Origin of the sequence: Phocaeicola sp. RTP21359st1_B8_RTP21360_211022 (assembly GCF_040911965.1) — a bacterium.
Lineage (GTDB): Bacteria > Bacteroidota > Bacteroidia > Bacteroidales > Bacteroidaceae > Phocaeicola > Phocaeicola vulgatus.
Genome location: NZ_JBDFXP010000001.1, coordinates 211175 through 230733, shown reverse-complemented (window position 1 = coordinate 230733; position 19559 = coordinate 211175). Strand labels below are relative to the sequence as shown.

At 41.7% G+C, this 19559-nt stretch carries 17 protein-coding genes; 4 read left to right on the top strand and 13 right to left on the bottom strand.

What is annotated here, in order from left to right; genetic code table 11:
• Positions 1–269 precede the first annotated feature (269 nt).
• Genes folK through AB5062_RS00780 form a run of 7 tightly spaced genes read right to left on the bottom strand, consistent with a single transcriptional unit; the run spans position 270 to position 5378 of the window.
• A complete protein-coding gene (folK, locus tag AB5062_RS00810; RefSeq protein WP_005844011.1) occupies positions 270–716 on the bottom strand; it encodes a 2-amino-4-hydroxy-6-hydroxymethyldihydropteridine diphosphokinase in 447 nt (148 codons plus the stop codon).
• Positions 717–734: 18 nt separating this feature from the next.
• On the bottom strand, positions 735–1790 hold the full coding sequence (gene queA / locus AB5062_RS00805) for a tRNA preQ1(34) S-adenosylmethionine ribosyltransferase-isomerase QueA (RefSeq protein WP_007854827.1): 1056 nt from the start codon (positions 1788–1790) through the stop codon (positions 735–737).
• 11 nt (positions 1791–1801) lie between these two features.
• Positions 1802–2509 carry a tRNA pseudouridine(55) synthase TruB gene (truB, locus tag AB5062_RS00800; RefSeq protein WP_005844015.1) on the bottom strand — a complete coding sequence of 236 codons (708 nt, stop codon included), beginning with the start codon at positions 2507–2509 and terminating at the stop codon, positions 1802–1804.
• A gap of 4 nt (positions 2510–2513) precedes the next feature.
• Positions 2514–3314 (bottom strand): undecaprenyl-diphosphate phosphatase, encoded by an 801-nt coding sequence (locus tag AB5062_RS00795; protein WP_005844017.1) that lies wholly within the window; start codon positions 3312–3314, stop codon positions 2514–2516.
• A 37-nt stretch (positions 3315–3351) separates the two neighbouring features.
• Positions 3352–3597 carry a DUF3098 domain-containing protein gene (locus AB5062_RS00790; protein WP_005844019.1) on the bottom strand — a complete coding sequence of 82 codons (246 nt, stop codon included), beginning with the start codon at positions 3595–3597 and terminating at the stop codon, positions 3352–3354.
• Positions 3598–3609: 12 nt separating this feature from the next.
• Positions 3610–4479, bottom strand: a complete 870-nt coding sequence (locus tag AB5062_RS00785; RefSeq protein WP_005844021.1) for an ABC transporter permease — start codon at positions 4477–4479, stop codon at positions 3610–3612.
• Between the two features lie 2 nt (positions 4480–4481).
• Positions 4482–5378, bottom strand: coding sequence for a bifunctional 2-polyprenyl-6-hydroxyphenol methylase/3-demethylubiquinol 3-O-methyltransferase UbiG (locus tag AB5062_RS00780; protein WP_011965074.1), 897 nt, complete (start codon positions 5376–5378; stop codon positions 4482–4484).
• 137 nt (positions 5379–5515) lie between these two features.
• Between AB5062_RS00780 and AB5062_RS00775 the strand changes: the two genes are divergently transcribed.
• The gene (locus AB5062_RS00775) at positions 5516–5752 is read left to right on the top strand and encodes a PspC domain-containing protein (protein ID WP_005844025.1); all 237 of its coding nucleotides are present in this window, start codon (positions 5516–5518) and stop codon (positions 5750–5752) included.
• A gap of 9 nt (positions 5753–5761) precedes the next feature.
• Here the strand turns inward: AB5062_RS00775 and AB5062_RS00770 are convergent, their stop codons facing one another.
• Both AB5062_RS00770 and miaB read right to left on the bottom strand, forming a co-directional pair.
• Positions 5762–6163 (bottom strand): FKBP-type peptidyl-prolyl cis-trans isomerase, encoded by a 402-nt coding sequence (locus AB5062_RS00770; protein WP_016271789.1) that lies wholly within the window; start codon positions 6161–6163, stop codon positions 5762–5764.
• The gene (gene miaB, locus AB5062_RS00765; protein WP_005844029.1) at positions 6163–7533 is read right to left on the bottom strand and encodes a tRNA (N6-isopentenyl adenosine(37)-C2)-methylthiotransferase MiaB; all 1371 of its coding nucleotides are present in this window, start codon (positions 7531–7533) and stop codon (positions 6163–6165) included. The genes AB5062_RS00770 and miaB overlap by 1 nt, the downstream gene beginning before the upstream one ends.
• A gap of 337 nt (positions 7534–7870) precedes the next feature.
• Between miaB and AB5062_RS00760 the strand changes: the two genes are divergently transcribed.
• The 3 genes from AB5062_RS00760 to xyl3A all read left to right on the top strand — a co-directional run bounded on the left by AB5062_RS00760 (position 7871) and on the right by xyl3A (position 12532).
• Positions 7871–8221, top strand: coding sequence for a hypothetical protein (locus tag AB5062_RS00760; protein WP_005844031.1), 351 nt, complete (start codon positions 7871–7873; stop codon positions 8219–8221).
• 37 nt (positions 8222–8258) lie between these two features.
• Entirely contained in the window at positions 8259–9752 is a 1494-nt protein-coding gene (locus tag AB5062_RS00755; protein ID WP_005849940.1) for an acetyl-CoA hydrolase/transferase family protein, read from the top strand.
• Between the two features lie 185 nt (positions 9753–9937).
• A complete protein-coding gene (xyl3A, locus tag AB5062_RS00750; RefSeq protein ID WP_008666475.1) occupies positions 9938–12532 on the top strand; it encodes a xylan 1,4-beta-xylosidase in 2595 nt (864 codons plus the stop codon).
• A gap of 89 nt (positions 12533–12621) precedes the next feature.
• Here xyl3A and AB5062_RS00745 read toward each other — a convergent pair whose 3' ends face one another.
• From AB5062_RS00745 to AB5062_RS00730, 4 genes are all read right to left on the bottom strand, one after another.
• Positions 12622–14214, bottom strand: coding sequence for an ABC-F family ATP-binding cassette domain-containing protein (locus tag AB5062_RS00745; protein ID WP_368326920.1), 1593 nt, complete (start codon positions 14212–14214; stop codon positions 12622–12624).
• A gap of 256 nt (positions 14215–14470) precedes the next feature.
• Entirely contained in the window at positions 14471–15997 is a 1527-nt protein-coding gene (locus tag AB5062_RS00740; RefSeq protein ID WP_016271786.1) for an arylsulfatase, read from the bottom strand.
• Positions 15998–16107: 110 nt separating this feature from the next.
• A complete protein-coding gene (locus AB5062_RS00735; RefSeq protein ID WP_007834230.1) occupies positions 16108–17529 on the bottom strand; it encodes a sulfatase in 1422 nt (473 codons plus the stop codon).
• Positions 17530–17623: 94 nt separating this feature from the next.
• Positions 17624–19546 carry a RagB/SusD family nutrient uptake outer membrane protein gene (locus tag AB5062_RS00730; protein WP_007834228.1) on the bottom strand — a complete coding sequence of 641 codons (1923 nt, stop codon included), beginning with the start codon at positions 19544–19546 and terminating at the stop codon, positions 17624–17626.
• Between the last annotated feature and the right edge of the window lie 13 nt (positions 19547–19559).

The window sequence follows — 19559 nt, the reverse complement described above, 5'->3', positions numbered from 1 at the left end:
TTTCAATACTTCAAGGAAATGTTTCCAGGTTTTTCCAAATCGATTTTCTGCTAAATCCATAATGATTCATTTTTATATATGGCAAAAATATAAGAATGAAAAATGGGCGACAAGATAGAATCGCGGAGACGCTTACATTCATCTGAAACATTTATGAAGGATTCTATTACGAATCCTTCATAACAATACACTATCAATCAGCTATCTACACCACAATGACGGATTTGAAGAATTTTCCGTCCTCTTTTAATTAATATACTCTTACAGGTTTAAAGCTCCCCCAGCCTTTTTCCCAATACCGGATGCACCACATCCGATGCAATCTCCGCCAGCGGGTCCATGACAAACCTCCGTTCAGTCATCAGGGGATGAGGGATTTCCAATTCCGGCGTATGCAGTATTAAATCGCCGTACAACAAAATATCTATATCAATCAGGCGGTCACTATAATTACCTCCCGCCGACTTCTTCATCCGGCCTAATTCACGCTCTATCTCCTGTGTTTCCCGCAATATATCCAAGGGAGGAAGCACACTCTCCACGCAACAGGCGGCATTCAGAAAAGAATTTTCAGAAGAAAACCCCCAAGGGGCAGTAACATAAAAAGCGGAAAGGGCAGTAACCTCCCCTATCCGCTCATTTATCTTCCGGACAGCAACATGCAGATTTGATTCTTTATCACCCAGATTGGTTCCAAGTCCCAAATAAACCCTCATACGCTGCTCCAACCGGTATTACTTATCCAAAATCAACATAGCGTCGCCATAAGTACCGAAACGGTAATCTTCCTTCAACGCTGTGTGATAAGCCTCCATCACCAAATCATAACCACCGTAGGCAGCTACCAGCATCAGCAAAGTGGAGAGAGGCAGGTGGAAGTTAGTAACCATGCTGTTGGCTACCGAGAAATCATAAGGAGGGAAAATGAACTTATTGGTCCATCCGTCAAATTCTTTCAGATGACCATCCGTACCTACCGCAGTCTCTATCGTGCGCATCACTGTCGTTCCTACCGCACAAATATTCTTTCCTTCATCCTTGGCATTATTCACAATATGGCACGCATCCGCATTGACATACATCTGCTCCGAATCCATCTTATGCTTGGTAAGGTCCTCCACATCAATCTCGCGGAAATTACCCAGTCCGGCATGCATCGTCACAAAAGCAAAGTCTATACCTTTGATTTCCATACGCTTCATCAACTCGCGGCTGAAATGAAGTCCGGCAGTGGGAGCTGTCACAGCCCCTTCGTTCTTGGCAAAGATAGTCTGGAAACGTTCGGTATCTTCCTCTTCTACCGGACGACGGATGAAACTGGGCAGCGGAGCCTCTCCCAACGCATACAATGCTTTCTTGAACTCGTCGTGAGAACCGTCATACAGGAAACGCAGGGTACGTCCGCGGGAAGTGGTGTTGTCAATCACTTCGGCCACCATGGAATCATCGTCACCAAAATAAAGCTTGTTACCGATACGGATCTTACGGGCAGGATCTACCAGCACATCCCACAAGCGAAGTTCCTCATTCAGCTCGCGCAACAAAAATACCTCGATACGGGCACCGGTCTTTTCCTTATTTCCATACAAACGCGCAGGGAAAACTTTCGTATCATTAAAGATAAACACATCTTTATCATCAAAATAGTCCAGGATATCCTTGAATACCTTGTGTTCAATCTTACCTGTTGATTTGTGAACAACCATCAGGCGCGACTCATCTCTATACTTAGCCGGATGCAAAGCTATTTTATCCTCCGGCAGTTTAAATTTAAATTGCGACAGTTTCATCTTATCTCTCCTTATTCGTTTATAACTTCTTCAATCTCTTGTTGGTCAAGCCATTCCGGAAAACTTTCCACCGACAAACAGTCTTCCAGTCTCACATCCCCCACCCGGGTACGTATCAGCCCTGTCAAATGAGCACCGCTATTCAAAGCTTCGCCAATATCACGGGCCAATGCACGGATATAAGTGCCCTTGCTGCACACTACCCTGATTTTAATCTCAGGCAGATTACATTCCAGCAACTCTATCTCGTCTATAATCAACGTCTTGGCTTTCAACTCCACATCCTCACCTTTTCGAGCCAAATCGTAAGCGCGTTTACCATCTACCTTACAAGCCGAGAAAACAGGCGGAATCTGTTCTATCCTGCCGATAAAACGCTGCAAGGCTTCCTCTACCAACTCGCGGGTGATATGTTCCGTAGGATAGGTAGCATCTATCTCCTTCTCCAGGTCGAATGAAGGTGTGGTAGCCCCTAACTGCAAGGTGGCAATGTATTCTTTGGTATGATACTGGAACTCTTCGATGCGTTTCGTTGCCTTGCCTGTACAAATAATCATCACCCCGGTAGCCAGCGGGTCTAATGTCCCGGCATGTCCCACTTTTATTTTCTTCACGCCCAGTTTGCGGCAAATATGGTATCTTATCTTGTTCACCACTGCAAATGAGGTCCATTTCAGCGGTTTATCAAAGTATAATACTTCTCCTTCTTTAAAATTCATCCAATTACATCAATGTGCACGCTATCGTAACGGCACCGGCTATGGCACAATAGATAGCAAAATAAATCAACTTACCTTTCTTCACAATATTAATCATCCACTTACAAGCTACACAGCCCGATATGAAAGCTGCCAGAAAACCTACAACCAATGACAATACAGATATATCTGATGTGCCGGCTGCAGCTCCTTTTACAATCTTCATACCATCCAGCAACGCCTCACCCAATATAGGAGGAATCACCATCAGGAAAGAGAACTGAGCCAGTTTCGCCTTGTTGTCTCCCAACAACAAACCGGTAGCAATGGTAGTACCCGAACGGGATAATCCCGGCATCACGGCACAAGCCTGTGCCAGACCTATAATAAACGCATCCTTCATGCTGATGTTCTCTTTCAAACGAGGTTTTGCATAATAAGAGAAAGCAAGAAGCAAAGCTGTCAATAACAGCATACAACCTACAATGAGCAAGCCGGAACCGAAAATTTCTTCCACATAATCTTTAAAAAACACACCCACAATGCCGATAGGAATCATGGATACCAGGATATTGATCACATATTTTGTCTCCGCATTCATCTCAAACTTGAACAAGCCGCGGAATATCCAGCCTATTTCTTTCCATAATATAACCAAAGTACTGAGCACCGTAGCCACATGCACTGCTATGGTAAAAGTCAGATTATCTTCCCCTTGTATGCCAAACAATGCCGAACCGATAGCCAGATGACCACTACTGCTGACCGGCAAATACTCTGTCAATCCTTGGAGCACACCAAGGATCAATGCCTCAAACCATTCCATTCTTTAAATAAAAATTGAGAATTAAAAATTAAAAAAATCAAGAGTTAACCACTTCTGTCTTGTCCTTTGGCTTGCGGACAATACCATAAATCATAAAGATAAAGCCAAAGAAACATACTGCGGGCGCCACTTTGATGCGACGTACACTAAAAATATCCGGCTCAAAATATCCTTCTGTCGAACTAGGTCCTGTCATCAGCAGAAAACCGACAATAATCACTGCCATACCTATGGCAAGCAATATAAAATTAGTTTTATCAAAGGCGAATTTTTGTCTATCCATATCCTTTTATTATTAAATGTAATACAACGCACTAGCTTTCATGCGCAAGTATTTGTTGATTGATATATATGCACACATAAAGGTAATAACCACACCAAACACAAAAACAGAACCCATTACCATAAGCATGGTCATAGGGGTAATAATCTCAATCAATTCGGGTTCATATCTTACCAACGCATAGGCCATTCCTATCAATGCCGCATCTGCCATAGCAGCGGCCAGTATCCCTATCCATATATTCCGCACCAAAAAAGGACGACGGATAAATCCCCAGCTTGCCCCTACCAGTTTCATGGTATGAATCAGAAAACGTTTGGAATAAATGGCCAGACGGATGGTGTTATTAATCAGCGCAAAAGAAATAAGGGTAAGCAGCGCAGCCAGTCCCAATAGCAAAAAACTGATTTTCCGTATATTGCTGTTCACTGCATCCAGTAAATCCTGGGGATAGTTGATTTCCATTACTTTCTTGTTCTGCATAATTTTCTGCTCTATCCAAGAAATGCTGTCCGAATTGGCATAATCGGCATTCAGTTTTATTTCAATAGAAGCTGTAAAAGGATTATATCCCAAGAATTCAGCCGGGTCTGTACCCATCGCTTCGCTCTGCTCTTTCAACGCCTGCTCCTTCGATATATAGGAAGTTTCTTTCACAAAAGGTTCCTCATTCAATTTTTTCTGGAATTTCAAAGCGTCTGCTTCTTTCATATCATCGCTGATGAGTACGGAGAAACTGATGTTCTCGCGTACATACTTGGATAAGTTATTGGCAGACAGCACAAAGAATACCACCATCCCCAACAAGAGCAACACCAGCATTGTACTGATGCTGGAGGTAATGAACTGCATATCGAAAAAGGACCCTGATTTTTTTCCCATAATCACTTCTTTCTGAATACATAAATCATTGAACTACTGCGTTCTTTTTTCGCCAGTGAACTGAACCAGGCCAACAGGCCCGTCCACATTCCCTTCAAAAAGGACAAACGGCTGCCTTTATATCTTTCCGTCAACATGGATACATAAAAAGCATCAAAAGGCATCGGATGCTGTTCCGCTAATTTAAAACCATGCTTGACACCGAATTGTTGCATGACGGAAGGTGTAAAATGCCATAAATGACGGGGCACATCGTATGCCGCCCACCATTCCTTATACTTTTCCGCATCATACGAACTGGGATTAGGCACAGCCACTATCAATACTCCCCTCTCTTTCAACAGCTTGAATAATTTCTCCCACGTTTCATTCAGATGCTCCAGATGCTCCATCACATGCCATAAAGTTATGGCATCAAAAGAATGATCGGCATATCCCGCCAAAGCATCCTCCGTATCTACATCCAATTCAAAATGCTCTTTGGCAAACGAACGCGCCTGCGGACTTTTCTCTATCGCTTTCACCCGCCATCCGCGCTCCTTCATAGCATTACTGAAATATCCGGTACCGGTACCTATGTCTAACAAAGTACCTTTACTCAAACCGGATGTCCGTTTTATCAGCTTGGCTTTGCGTGACAGCATATACTTGCGTACCTCATGGTATACACGGTTCATCAGCCCCTTGCGGGTATCAGTGTGTGAAATATAATCGGGGGTCTCATAATATCGCCCTATCTCGGCTTCCACGGGTGCACCTTGTGTAAAAATAAAGCCACAATCATCGCAGCGAACCAAATTGAATTGTTCACCCGAAGCATAGTGATCCGTACAAGTGATTGCATGTCCCAAATGTTTTCCGCCGCACAACGGACAAGTATTTATTTTGAGTATATCCACTTTTTGCCCTAATTTGCTGCAAAATAACAAATAAATTGAATGAGAAGGACTATCCTTTAAGTACTTTTAAGAGTATAAGTTAATAATTCGTTTTTACTTTTCCTACATTTGTGCAGATAACTTAAAAAGAAACGAAAATGGAAAATAAAAAACTGACCCGTTCCAACAACAGAATGCTAGCCGGAGTATGTGCGGGACTGGCTGATTATTTTGGCTGGGATGTTACGGTAGTGCGCATTATCTATTCATTTGCCACGGTTTTCACAGCCTTTTCGGGCATTATTGTCTATATAATCTTATGGATTGTTATGCCCGAAAAGAAATATCGTGACGGTTACGAAGACCGGATGAATGACAGACTGCATAACCGATAACCGGAGGCATTATGCAATGCCCAGCAGTTCCACCTCAAATATTAATGTAGAGAAAGCAGGAATCGGCCCGCTTGTACGGTTGCCATATCCCATAGTATAAGGAATATAAACCACCCATTTATCTCCTACATGCATACGTTGAAGCGCCAGCTGCCATCCCTCTATGACATCACACAGCCGGAAAGCTTCGGGGCAGTTACGGTCATAGGAATTATCAAACTCTTTTCCGTTTATCAGACTTCCCCGATAATGAACGGTGACAATACTTCGGATTGTAGGTGAAACTGTACCCGTACCTGTCTGCAATACTTTATAAAACATATTACAAGATAAAGGACAAATACCTTCCTGTGTAGAAAGAACTTGCAAATATTGCAAGTTCTTTTCCTTATATTCTTCTTTTCTCCCCATCAGAACACCTCTTCTCCTTTCAATGTGGCCGAACTGGCTTCAGTAATGCGTACATGGACAAAATCACCGATACGATGATTCCCACGATCAAAGACCACCACCTTGTTTTGCTGTGTACGGCCAAAAAGCTGCTCTCTGGAACGCTTGGAAACACCTTCTACCATCACCTCGAAGGTCTTGCCTACATCACGGGCATTACTTTCGGCAGAAAGACGGTTCTGCAATTCAATGATTTCATTCAGCCGGCGTATCTTAACCTCTTCGGGTACATCATCCGGCAGATGCTTGGAAGCATATGTTCCGGGACGTTCGGAATATTTAAACATAAAGGCGGAATCGTACGCACACTCACGCATCAAGGATAGAGATTCCTGATGATCTTCTTCCGTTTCCGAATGATAGCCGGAGAAAATATCAGTACTCAGACCACAATCGGGAATGATACGGCGAATAGCCGCTACCCTTTCCAAATACCACTCACGGGTATATTTGCGGTTCATCAGCTTCAATATGCGCGAACTGCCGCTCTGTACCGGTAAATGAATATGCTTGCATACATTAGGCGTTTCCGCAATGACTTGCAAGGTTTCATCACTCATATCCTTGGGATGTGAAGTGGTAAAACGAACACGCATGTCCGGAACCGCCTCGGCCACTGTGCGGAGCAGCATCGGGAAAGTAATTATTTCACCCTCTTTCTCAAAACGATAAGAATTCACATTCTGTCCCAGCAACGTTACTTCTTTATAACCTTTGTCTGCCAAGTCACGCACCTCATTCAGAATACTTTCCACATCACGGCTGCGCTCACGCCCACGGGTATACGGTACAATACAATAATGACAGAAATTATTGCAACCACGCATAATGGATACAAACCCGGAGATATGATTGCCGCAAATACGGGACGGAATTACCTCACGATAGGTTTCTGTAGTAGAAAGCTCCACATTAATGGCTTTCTCCCCCGCTTCCACCGAAGCGACCAAATCGGGCAAAGTGAGATAGGCATCCGGTCCTACGACAAGATCTACATGATGGTTCTCGATCAAATCATCTTTTACACGTTCTGCCATGCAGCCCAACACACCGACAATCAGATTCCGGCGTTTGTTTTTCTTCATAGAATGGAAAAACTCCAGACGGTTCAGAATCTTTTGTTCTGCATTGTCGCGAATGGAACAGGTATTCATAAATACAGCATCCGCTTCATCCAATGTTTCGCATACATGGTAGCCTGCCATTTGCATAATAGAAGCAATCACTTCACTATCAGCAACATTCATCTGGCATCCGTAAGTTTCAATAAACAATTTCTTGTTTTCGGAATCAGTTGCAGATTTAAAGTCTGCTCCTGTTGTTTCTTTCATATTTTCTCTGTTTTATGGTTTCGTAGGCAAAGATACGGAGTTACCGACAAATTAAACGAATAAAAGAGCCGAAAATTGAATATTATAAGAGAATTATGCATTTAACTGTTAAATAATTATAACCAGTGAACAAAAAAAACCGTTAACGTTACCAACGTATTATTATAATTCGCATATTTGCTTCCGAAAAACATTAGATTTTTTCATAGTTAAGGTTTAGGTTAAAAAAATAGGGGAAGACAACTGTGAAGTTCTCTTCCTTTTTTTATGCCCTTTTATAGAGTTAGTTATGAAATATTTTTCTAACTTTGAGCATTCATTATATAATAAGGAAAGTATGGATATCATTCAGGTTATCATATTTATAATAATCATTGTTGCAGCCATCGTGCAACAAATCTCAAAAACAGGCAAAGAGAAGAAAACACCTTCTCCAAAGAAAGTGCTTGCAGATATATTTCCTGAAATAGAGCAGGAGAACATAGAGGAGGACCTTCCTGTTTCTTCCGTTCAAACAGTCCGCACACCTCAGACTCCCCGCATGCAGCATCAGCCGATGGTCAAGAAACCAACAGATTCACCCCGGAAAGAGAACAAAAGGGAAGACCGGACTCCTATAAGACTGAGTACTAAAGAAGAGGCACGACGTGCTTTTATTTATTCAGAGATTTTTAATCGCAAATATTAATAACAACTATACTAATAAGAATAACACATTGAATATCATGGGATTTAATATTATTTCCGCAGCCGAAGCAGCCAGCTATATCAAGCATGGCTACAACATTGGACTCAGCGGCTTTACTCCGGCAGGAACACCGAAAGCCGTAACACCCGAAGTCGCAAAAATAGCAGAAGAAGAACATGCCAAAGGTAACCCTTTTCAAATTAGTATCTTTACCGGTGCTTCTACAGGAGATGCTACAGACGGCATCTTATCCAGGGTCAAGGCAATCCGTTACCGTGCTCCTTACACAACCAACCCCGATTTCCGCAAAGCCGTAAATAACGGCGAAATAGCATACAACGATATCCATCTGTCACAAATGGCACAGGAGGTACGTTACGGGTTCATGGGTAAAGTAGATGTCGCTATTCTGGAAGCGTGTGAAATCACTCCCGACGGCAAAGTTTATCTGACAGCCGCCGGTGGAATTGCACCGACTATTGCACGTCTGGCAGATAAAGTGATTATCGAATTGAACGCTGCCCACAGTAAAAACGGTATGGGCCTGCACGATGTTTATGAACCGCTTGACCCGCCTTACCGTCGTGAAATTCCTATTTACAAACCCAGCGACCGTATCGGTCTGCCTTATGTACAGGTAGACCCGAAAAAAATCATCGGCGTAGTGGAAGTAAACACCCCTGACCAGGCCCGTTCATTTACCGCACCGGATCCTATCACCGACCAGATTGGACAAAATGTTGCCGACTTCCTGGCAGCTGACATGAAACGGGGTATTATTCCTGCAAGCTTCCTGCCATTACAGAGTGGAGTAGGTAACATTGCTAATGCCGTATTGGGTGCTTTGGGACGAGACAAAACAATTCCCGCCTTCGAAATGTATACGGAAGTATTACAAGACGCAGTGGTGGACCTGATTCGCCAAGGACGTGTAAAATTTGGAAGTACCTGTTCATTGACTGTCACCAACGAATGTCTGCAAGGTATTTATGATGATATCGACTTCTTCCGTGACAAACTGGTCATGCGTCCGTCTGAAATCTCAAACAACCCGGAAATTATCCGTCGTCTTGGTGTTATATCTATCAATACAGCCATCGAAGCAGATATTTACGGTAATGTAAATTCTACTCACATCAGCGGCACCAAAATGATGAATGGTATTGGTGGCTCAGGTGACTTTACCCGCAATGCCTATATTTCCATCTTTACTTGCCCGTCTGTGGCAAAAGAAGGAAAAATCAGTGCCATCGTTCCTATGGTTTCTCACGAAGATCACAGTGAACACGATGTCAATATCCTTATTACTGAACAAGGTGTTGCCGACTTACGCGGCAAGAGCCCGGTAGAACGCGCCAAGGCTATCATCGAAAATTGTGCACATCCGGATTATAAGAACATTCTTTGGGATTATGTAAAAATGTCTTCCAAAGGACAAACTCCTCATTGTATTCCGGCTGCATTGGCTATGCATGATACGCTGGCCAAGAAAGGGGATATGCGCCTGATAGATTGGGCAGAATATAAATAGTCATTATTTGCTGTATCTCATACGTTTCCGGTCGGTACGATGTATCCGGCCGGAAACTTTTTATATCTATCCCACCTTTTTGTATAAAAAACAATATCTTCCACCTTTTTAATCAAAAAATACACGGACTTTTTTCATAATTATTCTATTTTTGCCGTGTAACTAATCATTTTTACCATTTTACTATGAGAAACAAAATTCTATATTTATTTGCTTCCCTTGTGATGCTAAGCGGCTGTAACAATCAACCGGCTTATAAAGACAGCAGTTTATCTCCCGAAGAACGGGCAGAGGATTTATTGCAACAACTTACTCTAGAAGAAAAAGTTGCCTTAATGATGGACAACTCCAAACCTGTCGAAAGATTAGGCATTAAACCTTATAATTGGTGGAACGAAGCCTTGCACGGAGTGGCACGGAGCGGACTGGCCACCGTCTTTCCTCAGCCTATAGGTATGGCGGCCTCTTTTGAGCCCGATGCCATACATACCATCTATACCGCAGTTTCGGATGAAGCCCGGGCCAAAAATGCCGCATACTCGGCGGCGGGAAGCTACGAACGGTATCAAGGCCTGACCATGTGGACACCCACCGTCAATATTTATCGCGATCCCAGATGGGGGAGAGGTATTGAAACGTATGGGGAAGATCCTTATCTGACAAGTGTCATGGGGGTAAATGTGGTGAAAGGATTGCAATGCATGGATGCTAATCAAAAATACGATAAAATACACGCTTGTGCCAAACACTTTGCCGTCCATTCAGGGCCGGAATGGAATCGTCATGAGTTCAATGCGGAAAATATCAAACCGCGTGACTTGCATGAAACTTATCTTGTACCTTTCGAAGCATTAGTAAAAGAAGCAAAAGTAAAGGAGGTAATGTGTGCCTACAACCGTTTGGAAGGCGATCCGTGTTGCGGAAGTGACCGCCTGCTGATGCAAATTCTCCGTCAAGACTGGGGATATGACGGCATTGTACTTTCAGATTGTGGCGCTATTGACGATTTCTATCGGGAAAAAGGACACAAAACACATCCGGATGCTGAATCGGCCTCTGCCGCCGCAGTATTAAGCGGTACGGATCTGGAATGTGGTTCCAGTTATAAAGCATTGGTAGAAAGCGCTAAAAAAGGATTAATCAGTGAAAAGGACATTGATGTATCCGTAAAACGATTATTAAAAGCACGCTTTGAATTGGGGGAAATGGATGATCCTGACAAAGTGGAATGGACTAAAATTCCTTATTCAGTGGTTTGCTCGGCAGAACATGATTCCCTGTCACTAGATATAGCACGCAAATCAATGACGCTGTTACTGAACAAAAATAATATCCTGCCACTGAAACGCGGTGGACAAACCATCGCCGTCATGGGACCTAACGCAAATGATTCTGTGATGCAATGGGGTAATTATAACGGTACTCCCAAACATACGATCACCTTATTGGAAGGTATCCGCTCAGCCATGGGAGAGAACGACAAACTGATCTATGAACAAGGTTGCAGCTGGGTGGAGCGCTCATTAATCAGAAGCGTTTTCAGCCAGTGTACTTCTAAAGAAGGTCCAGGATTCTCCGCCCGCTATTGGAACAACAAGGAATATGAAGGAAATGCGGTAGCCACCGCACAACTTACCACACCGTTCCGTCTTTGCACTTCCGGAGCTACCGTATTTGCTCCCGGTGTGAACCTGACCGATTTCTCGGCCGTCTATCAAAGTGTGTTCACCCCCCAGGAAACAGGAGAGGTTATTTTCAACTTCTATAGTTGTGGAGCTACACAATTATTGATAAATGGTGAAGAAGTAAAGAAATTCACCAACAAACATGGGGGCAGGGGACAAGCTTACGCCATGCATGCAGAAGCCGGCAAGCCATACGATATAGAAATCCGCTTCCAATACTTTAGTGGAGATGCACAGTTGAATTTCGATCTTGGATTTAAAGAAGAAGTCAACATTAAAAACACGGTAGCAAAAGTGAAAGATGCTGATGTAGTTATATTTGCAGGCGGTATATCTCCAAGTTTGGAAGGAGAGGAGATGGGTGTCAATTTACCGGGATTCCGCAAAGGAGACCGTACTGACATCGAGCTTCCGGCTGTTCAGCGTGAATTGATAAAAGCACTCTGTGATGCCGGGAAAAAAGTTATTTTCGTTAATTTTTCCGGATCACCCATTGCCATGGAACCCGAAACCAAATATTGTCAGGCCATTTTACAAGCATGGTATCCGGGACAATCCGGAGGTAAAGCTGCCGCCGAAGTTTTGTTTGGAGATTACAATCCTGCAGGACGACTGCCCGTTACTTTTTACCGGAATATAACGCAATTACCTGATTTTGAAGATTATAATATGACAGGACGTACTTACCGTTATTTTAAAGGTGATCCTCTTTTCCCATTCGGTTATGGTTTGAGTTATACCACTTTTAACTATGGTAACATCAAACTGGAGCAAACGATTAAAGTAGGGGAAACTGCCAAAATTATTGTTCCTGTAACCAATACCGGTAATCGTGACGGGGAAGAAGTAGTACAGGTATATCTGAAAAAACAAGAAGATGCGGAAGGACCGGTTAAAACACTGCGTGCTTTCAAACGTGTACAAATTCCTGCAGGAAAAACAGTCAATGTAGAATTAGAGTTAACACCCAAACAATTGGAATGGTGGGACGCGCAGACAAATACCATGCGCACCATAGCCGGAAACTTCGATATAATGGTAGGGGGTAATTCTAAAGATGCCGAATTACAAGTAAAGACGCTGACACTGCAATAATAACTCCGAATAAAATAAATCAAGTCTGCGGCATTTTTGTTTTAAATATAGAATTTGACAAAAATGCCGCACTTGACAAAATAAAAACATCAGAACAACTCAATCTGCTTATCTGCCTTTATTTGTTGCACAAAATAGTTGTCATGACTCACCACCAACAAAGTGCCTTGATAATCCTTCAAAGTTTCGGTCAATATCTCCATACTCAGAATATCAATATTATTAGTAGGTTCATCCACAATAAAAACATCGGGGGCCTGTGCACTCACCATAAGACAACAGAGAGAAAGTTTCATCTTCTCACCTCCACTCAGATAGCTACACTTCTTGTTCCATGTGGAAACAGGAAACAAAAAACGGTTGAGAATCGTTCTCAATTCATTATCATACAATTCACTATTGAATAAGGCAAATTGTTCCAATACCGACAAATCATTACGAATTATAGAATATTCCTGATCAAGATAAACGTACGTCAGCCCTTCTGCCTGTATCAAAGAACCTTGAGTAGGAGCAAGACTTCCGGTTATCAACCTCAATAAAGTTGTTTTACCACTACCATTACTTCCTTTCAAATGAATACGGTCACCACTTTTGATGGTAAACTCAAGAGGAGAAGACCACAAAGGATTTTCTCCATACGAATAATTCACACTTGAAGCTACGATAAGTATTTTACCGATATGCAAAGAAGATGAATTGAAATTTACTTTCATCGTCTTCATATCAGGTAAAGCTTTATGCAGTTCTACTGTTTCTCCTGCCAAAAAACGGATCTTATCAACATGAACATCTCCTAAACGGACAGTACTTTTCTCAGCCTGATCCCTGAATGTATGCATTGCCATCTTTCCGACTCCTTTCTTCACATTTTGTTTTTTACCTCGCACATCATGCTTTTGTTGACGCTCCATTACCTCACGTGCCTGCTTTCGGGCTTTTTGTAATTGCTTTTCATTCTCCTTCAACCGGGTTTGCAGAGCTTCTACAGCCAATTTCTTCTGTTCTTTATAGAAATCGTAATTTCCAGCATAATAAGTGACACCTTTTGCAGTAAGCTCATAGGTAGAAGAAAGTAAATTGAGTAATGTCCGGTCATGGCTGACAACCAGTATCCCTGCTGCAGCAGTAGTTATAAAACGGTACAGCCGGATACGGCTTTCGTCATCCAAATGATTGGTAGGCTCATCCATCAAAATAAAAGCAGGAGAGTATATAGTAATTCCTGCTAGAAAAACTTTTGTTTTCTCACCGCCACTCAACAAATGCATGGGATAGGAGAGAGGTACTTCTGCCAACCCCCATTCATTCAAAGCAGCAACCGCTTTCTCTTCTATTTTCCAGTCATCCGCCAAAGCCGTAAAATGCTCTATCGAAGCATCTCCCTGTAAAATGGCATGAAGTGCATATAACTTTCTTTCTATTCCCAATGCCCCGGCTACTGTCAAATGATTAAACTGACCAAAATGCTGTGGAATAGAATAGGGGATATCCGGACATATAATTTGTCCTTCAGAAGGTAATAGCTCTTTAGTTATCAATCGCATCAAGGTAGATTTTCCCGAACCGTTGTTTCCGATGAGGGCTACTTTTTTCCCTTTACTGATAGTAAAACTGACATTACTGAAAAGCACATCTTTATCCGGATGCATGTAAGTAATGGACTGTACATGTATACACATACTCTTTCTAAGAATTTTAAATATGAATACTGAAAAGTTCGTAGTTGGAATAAGAAGACAACTATTGCGCAACAAACGAAATTATTTCGCCTGCTGTCCCAACGTAAAAACAAATAGTTGTATGGAAATGAATGTTTTAAATTCTCATCGGAATATTTTTAAATTTGCGAGGCAAAGATAGCAGGTTTATGGAACATAAAAAAATATTCCCCAATCTAAATGAATAGATTGAGGAATATCAGAATAAAAAATCTATTTATTCAAATGAAGGCAAAGTCACAGAGAAATGAGGATTCGGAGTATGCTGTGTTCTGATAATCTCTTTCATTTGTTTCACAATATCCGGATGTCCGGCAGCGATATCATGGTCTTCATGAATATCTGTAGCAAGATTGTAAAGGAAAGGAGTCCCTTTTTTCACTACCATCTTCCAGTCTCCCATACGTACACCAATCTGATCGGTTTCATCAAATTCCCAATACAAGAAATCATGTTTCTTCTGTCCTTCCTGCCCTAACAAAGTCGGAGCAAAAGAAATACCATCAAAATAATCCACATCTTTTTTCTTGTTAGTGTACTTCTTTACATAATTCTTCACACCTGCCAAGTCACAAAATGTAGGCATCAGGTCATAGAAAGCTAACTGGTGATCATTAACCGTTCCTTCGGGTACTTTACCCGGCCAACGCACAATGAACGGAATACGAATCCCCCCTTCATAACATTGACGTTTCAATCCACGAAGTTTGCCATCACGACCAAAGAAGGTAGGGTCAGCCCCCCCTTCTTCATGGGGGCCGTTATCACTGGTAAAAATCACAATGGTATTTTCGTCCAGTCCTTTCTCCTTTAATTTGTTCAAAACTTCTCCTACATAATAATCCAAGCGAGTAATCATGCCGGCAAACTGCGCATGGGTGTGTACCGACGGATTATATCTTGATCCTTCCTGTCCACCCCAAGTTTTATCTTCAAAAAACTTCTTTTGATAACCTGTCAGAATAGAATCTTCGGGCTGCGCCAGCTCTGCATGAGGAAGCGTATAAGTAAAAATACCAAAGAAAGGTTGCTTGCCATCCTGTTTATCCAACCATTTCATTGCTTCTTCATGGATCATATCCGCAGAATATTGCGGACGTTTGAAATAGTCCTTACCAAACATAGGATAGTTGATATTCTCATCCATCACTACACGAACCACTGCCGTATCACCAGCCGATTTACTATACCGGTTCAGGAAATTCGGATAATATAAATGAGCCTGAAACTGACAAATATAACCATAATATTCATCAATACCCCGTTTGTCCGGCGTAGACACAGATCCCTCATAGCCCCCTGCCCATTTACCAAACATACCGGTAGTATAACCGTTATCTTTCATTATTTCAGGTATAATCACATGACCGGGATCGTATGGATGTTGCCCCACCACGGCATATTCCTTATTATTTCCATACATCACAACAGGGGCATCGCGCCAGTACTCTTTGTTCCCACGTACTTCACAATGTCCGGAATGTTGTCCGGTCATAAATGACGCACGTGATGGAGCACTCACCGGACTACCGGCATACGCTTGTGTAAAACGCATACCTTCTTTAGCCATATTATCAATATTCGGTGTACTGATGTAGGACTGACCATAACACCCTAAATCACCATAACCCATATCATCACACATAATATAAATGATATTCGGTTTAGGAGTTTTCTGAGCATAAGCGCCTAATAGAGGAAATGCTAATCCACTGGTTAAAAGAAAGAGGTTTCGATTTTTCATATATTCTGTTTTTTACTGAATTTAATAATTACTACTCCTGCTATAAACATCGGCAATTTAGAGAAAATATCCTAGGCTGCAAAGCTATAGAAGAAAAAAATATCATTCACCTACTCTCGATAATAAGGATTCAATTTCACAGGAATAGGAGCATGAGTTTCTTGAATCCACTTCATCAGTTTCTGATAAAGTTCTCCTCGCTTTACAGGATTTGAACCTGATAGATCTTGTGATTCTCCCAGATCATTCTTCAAATTAAACAGTTCCATAGACTTATCTTCATAATGATATATCAATTTCCAATCACCTGAACGAATACTGGAATAAGGTTTTGCACGGAAATCTCTTCCCCCGTTTAAATAAGACTCCAAATAAGCCGGAAAATGCCAGAAAAGATCACGTTCCGTCTCATTATTATTTATAAGCGTAAAAATATCTTTTCCATCTAAGTTAGCAGGAATCTTACCCTGTGCCAAAGTAACAAAAGTTGGATAAAAATCAACTCCTGTTATTGGAACAGATGAACGGATGCCTCCTTCTATTTTACCAGTCCACCTTATAATCAACGGCACACGGCTCCCACCTTCATAAGGCATTCCCTTTCCTCCATTTAACGGATAATTGTCTGTCACTGGTTCCGAACCTCCATTATCTGAATAAAAAATGACTATTGTACGATCTGCTATTCCTAATGTCTTAATAACTTGGCATATCCTACCAACACTATCATCTAGTTTTTCAATCATTGCAGCATATATAGGATTCTTATGATATTTACCGGGAGTTTTATTACGATATTTATTTATCAATGAATCAGGTGCTTGCAAAACCGTATGTACGGCATGATGGGACAAATGTAAGAAAAAAGGACCTTCACTATGAGATTTTATAAAAGAAACAGCTTCTTCAGTCAACCGATCAGTAAGATATTCACCCAATATACCTTCTTCTAATCCCACATGACATTTACTTTTATCAGGCAGACAATAGGGATAAAAATAAGAATAGGGAGCTCCTGCTCTATTACCGCCCACATTCCATATAAATCCCTGTGACAAGGGTCCTGTACCGTCCTCATCATCCCCCAAATGCCACTTCCCGATATGACCACACTGATAACCCTGTTCTTGCAAAGCCTCGGCCATAGTCACAAAGTCGGCACAGACATCTTCTACATTGGGAATAGCTATATATTTACGTTTGGTACGATCACCACGGTCGGGAGGACTAACTGTATATACTCCATGGCGTGGTGTGTACATTCCTGTCATCATACAAGCACGGCTAGGTGCTGAATTGGCGGCTGCAGCGTAAGCATTGTCAAACAATATTCCTTCTGTAGCAAGACGGTCTATATTAGGAGTTTCATAATAATCACTGCCCATTACACCCAAATCCGTCCAACCTAAATCATCAGCCAAAATAAACACGATATTAGGTTTTTCTTTTGTAACTATATCGATAGAAAAGCTCTGTTGTATTCCTACGGTACACAACACTACAGTAGTCAATCCTATTTTCTGAAATCTCATTTTATTTCGATTTTTCTAAGTTTAAAAACCAAACAAGACCGTCTCCATACGTTATTCCGCATTTGAGACAGCCTCATTCGTATCACACTATAAATTACCAACCAGGATTCTGTTCCAGTTCTGGGTTCAATAATATTTCGGTAGTCGGTACTTGATACAAATAATATTTATCTAACCAACCTTTACCTTCTTTTAGAGGATCATTGAAAAGATACAAATTACCTTCCGTCAATGAACCGTCAGTTCCATCAGAATAACCAGTTTCAGGATTATATAAAGTCATATTATTTTTCATTGCCTCTTCTTTACTCATCCAAAGACCAGTTGCAGGTTTATTGAGGAACCACGGAGCCATACGCCAACGACGGATATCATAAATACCAAATCCCTCACCCATCAATTCTATAATACGTTCGCGACGAATTTCCCATAAGACAGGATCAACCAAAATACCACTTTCATTACCTTTAGGATAGTATTTTCCACGGTTAGGATCAAAACTATCATTAATGTCAGCAACCACCATTTTGACTACACCGGCACGATCACGCAACTTATTGATTGTTTTGTCTGCAACCCCTTGGTCAAATACTCCCAATTCAAATTTGGCTTCAGCTTCATTCAACAGGACTTCTTCAATTTTAAAAATAGGTTTGTCAGCTGTATTCAAATTACCATTATTAAAGCTGGTTTCCCAGTTATCCCAATTCTTCCATACATAGTAGCCTGAACGGCAAGTCACAAATGCTCCAGTACCTAATCTTGGTATTTCAGGTACAAGTGATGCACTCCAGTTCTGCCCAGGCAAACGTTTCATACCAACACCCGGGTTACTGCAACTTTCATTTGCTCCCATAATATCAATATATTCACGGTCTGCCGGATTGTCTGTATACGACCAGGTAGGATAGTCGCCTTTTCCAGATTTTACTTTATAAGGAGGTATAACCGTGTGATACAAACGCGGGTCACGGTCACGAAATACCGCATACATGTCCTTATTTCCATGGTAGCCCGATCCGTCAGCCAAAATCGGCTTGCCATTCTTCATCAAATAAAGATCTACCGTATTCTGGTTCATCTCCACATAGTGTGAAGAAGTATGTTCAATATAACTCATGCCCATAGGATTTATATCCTTCACATAAGATTTATAGAGAATGATACCTGGAACTTGTCCCAAATCCTCTGTTGTCCACATTTCACCATATCCGGCACCGGGTTGACCGTCTGTTCCTGTGTAAAGAGTAGGATAAGCGGCCATTAATAACTCGGATGCGCGTACACACTCTTGCAGATATTTTTCAGCATCACCCAATTCATGATATTTCCTCCATGTACCTTCACGTAATCCGAAACGCGAAATAACGGCACGTACACAATCTTGGTTAATCGTATTGTCCCCATCCTGTGATGTGAAATTTCCAATATTCTGTTCCGCCCATTGCAGACGTTCCAATACCTTGTCGGCTACGGTTTTTCTATCCACACGAGGTCCATAAGCTTCGGGAGAATCTTCCTGCAATACCTGGTCCACCCAAGGCACATCGCCAAAACGATCTATCAATTCCATATACCAAAAAGAATGAAAAAAATATCCTACTGCACGCCAATGGTCTTTCTGAGCCTCTGTCATACTAGAATTATCAATGTGTGAAAGCATGATATTGACACGGCGGATAAATGATTTAAAATCCCAGCCATTACCGGATGCTACACTGGCAACTGTCTGATAAGCAAATTCATTGTAGCCACTTTCATATTTTTGCTGAAAGTATCCTGCTGCCATATCGCCCTTATACTGTCCGTCTTGTCCGAATCCTTGTAAGGAAGTGCGAATAGTATTATTTGTAAACATCTCATAACAAGGCCACATAAAAGCCTTGAAGTTATCGTAGGAATTGAATGCATTATTCTCCGTCAAGTCTGTAACAGGAGTCTTTTCCAAGAAACTATCATTACAACTAGAGAGGCTGATTCCTGCGAGAATTGCTAAACTTATAAATAATCTTTTCATATACTCGTACTAA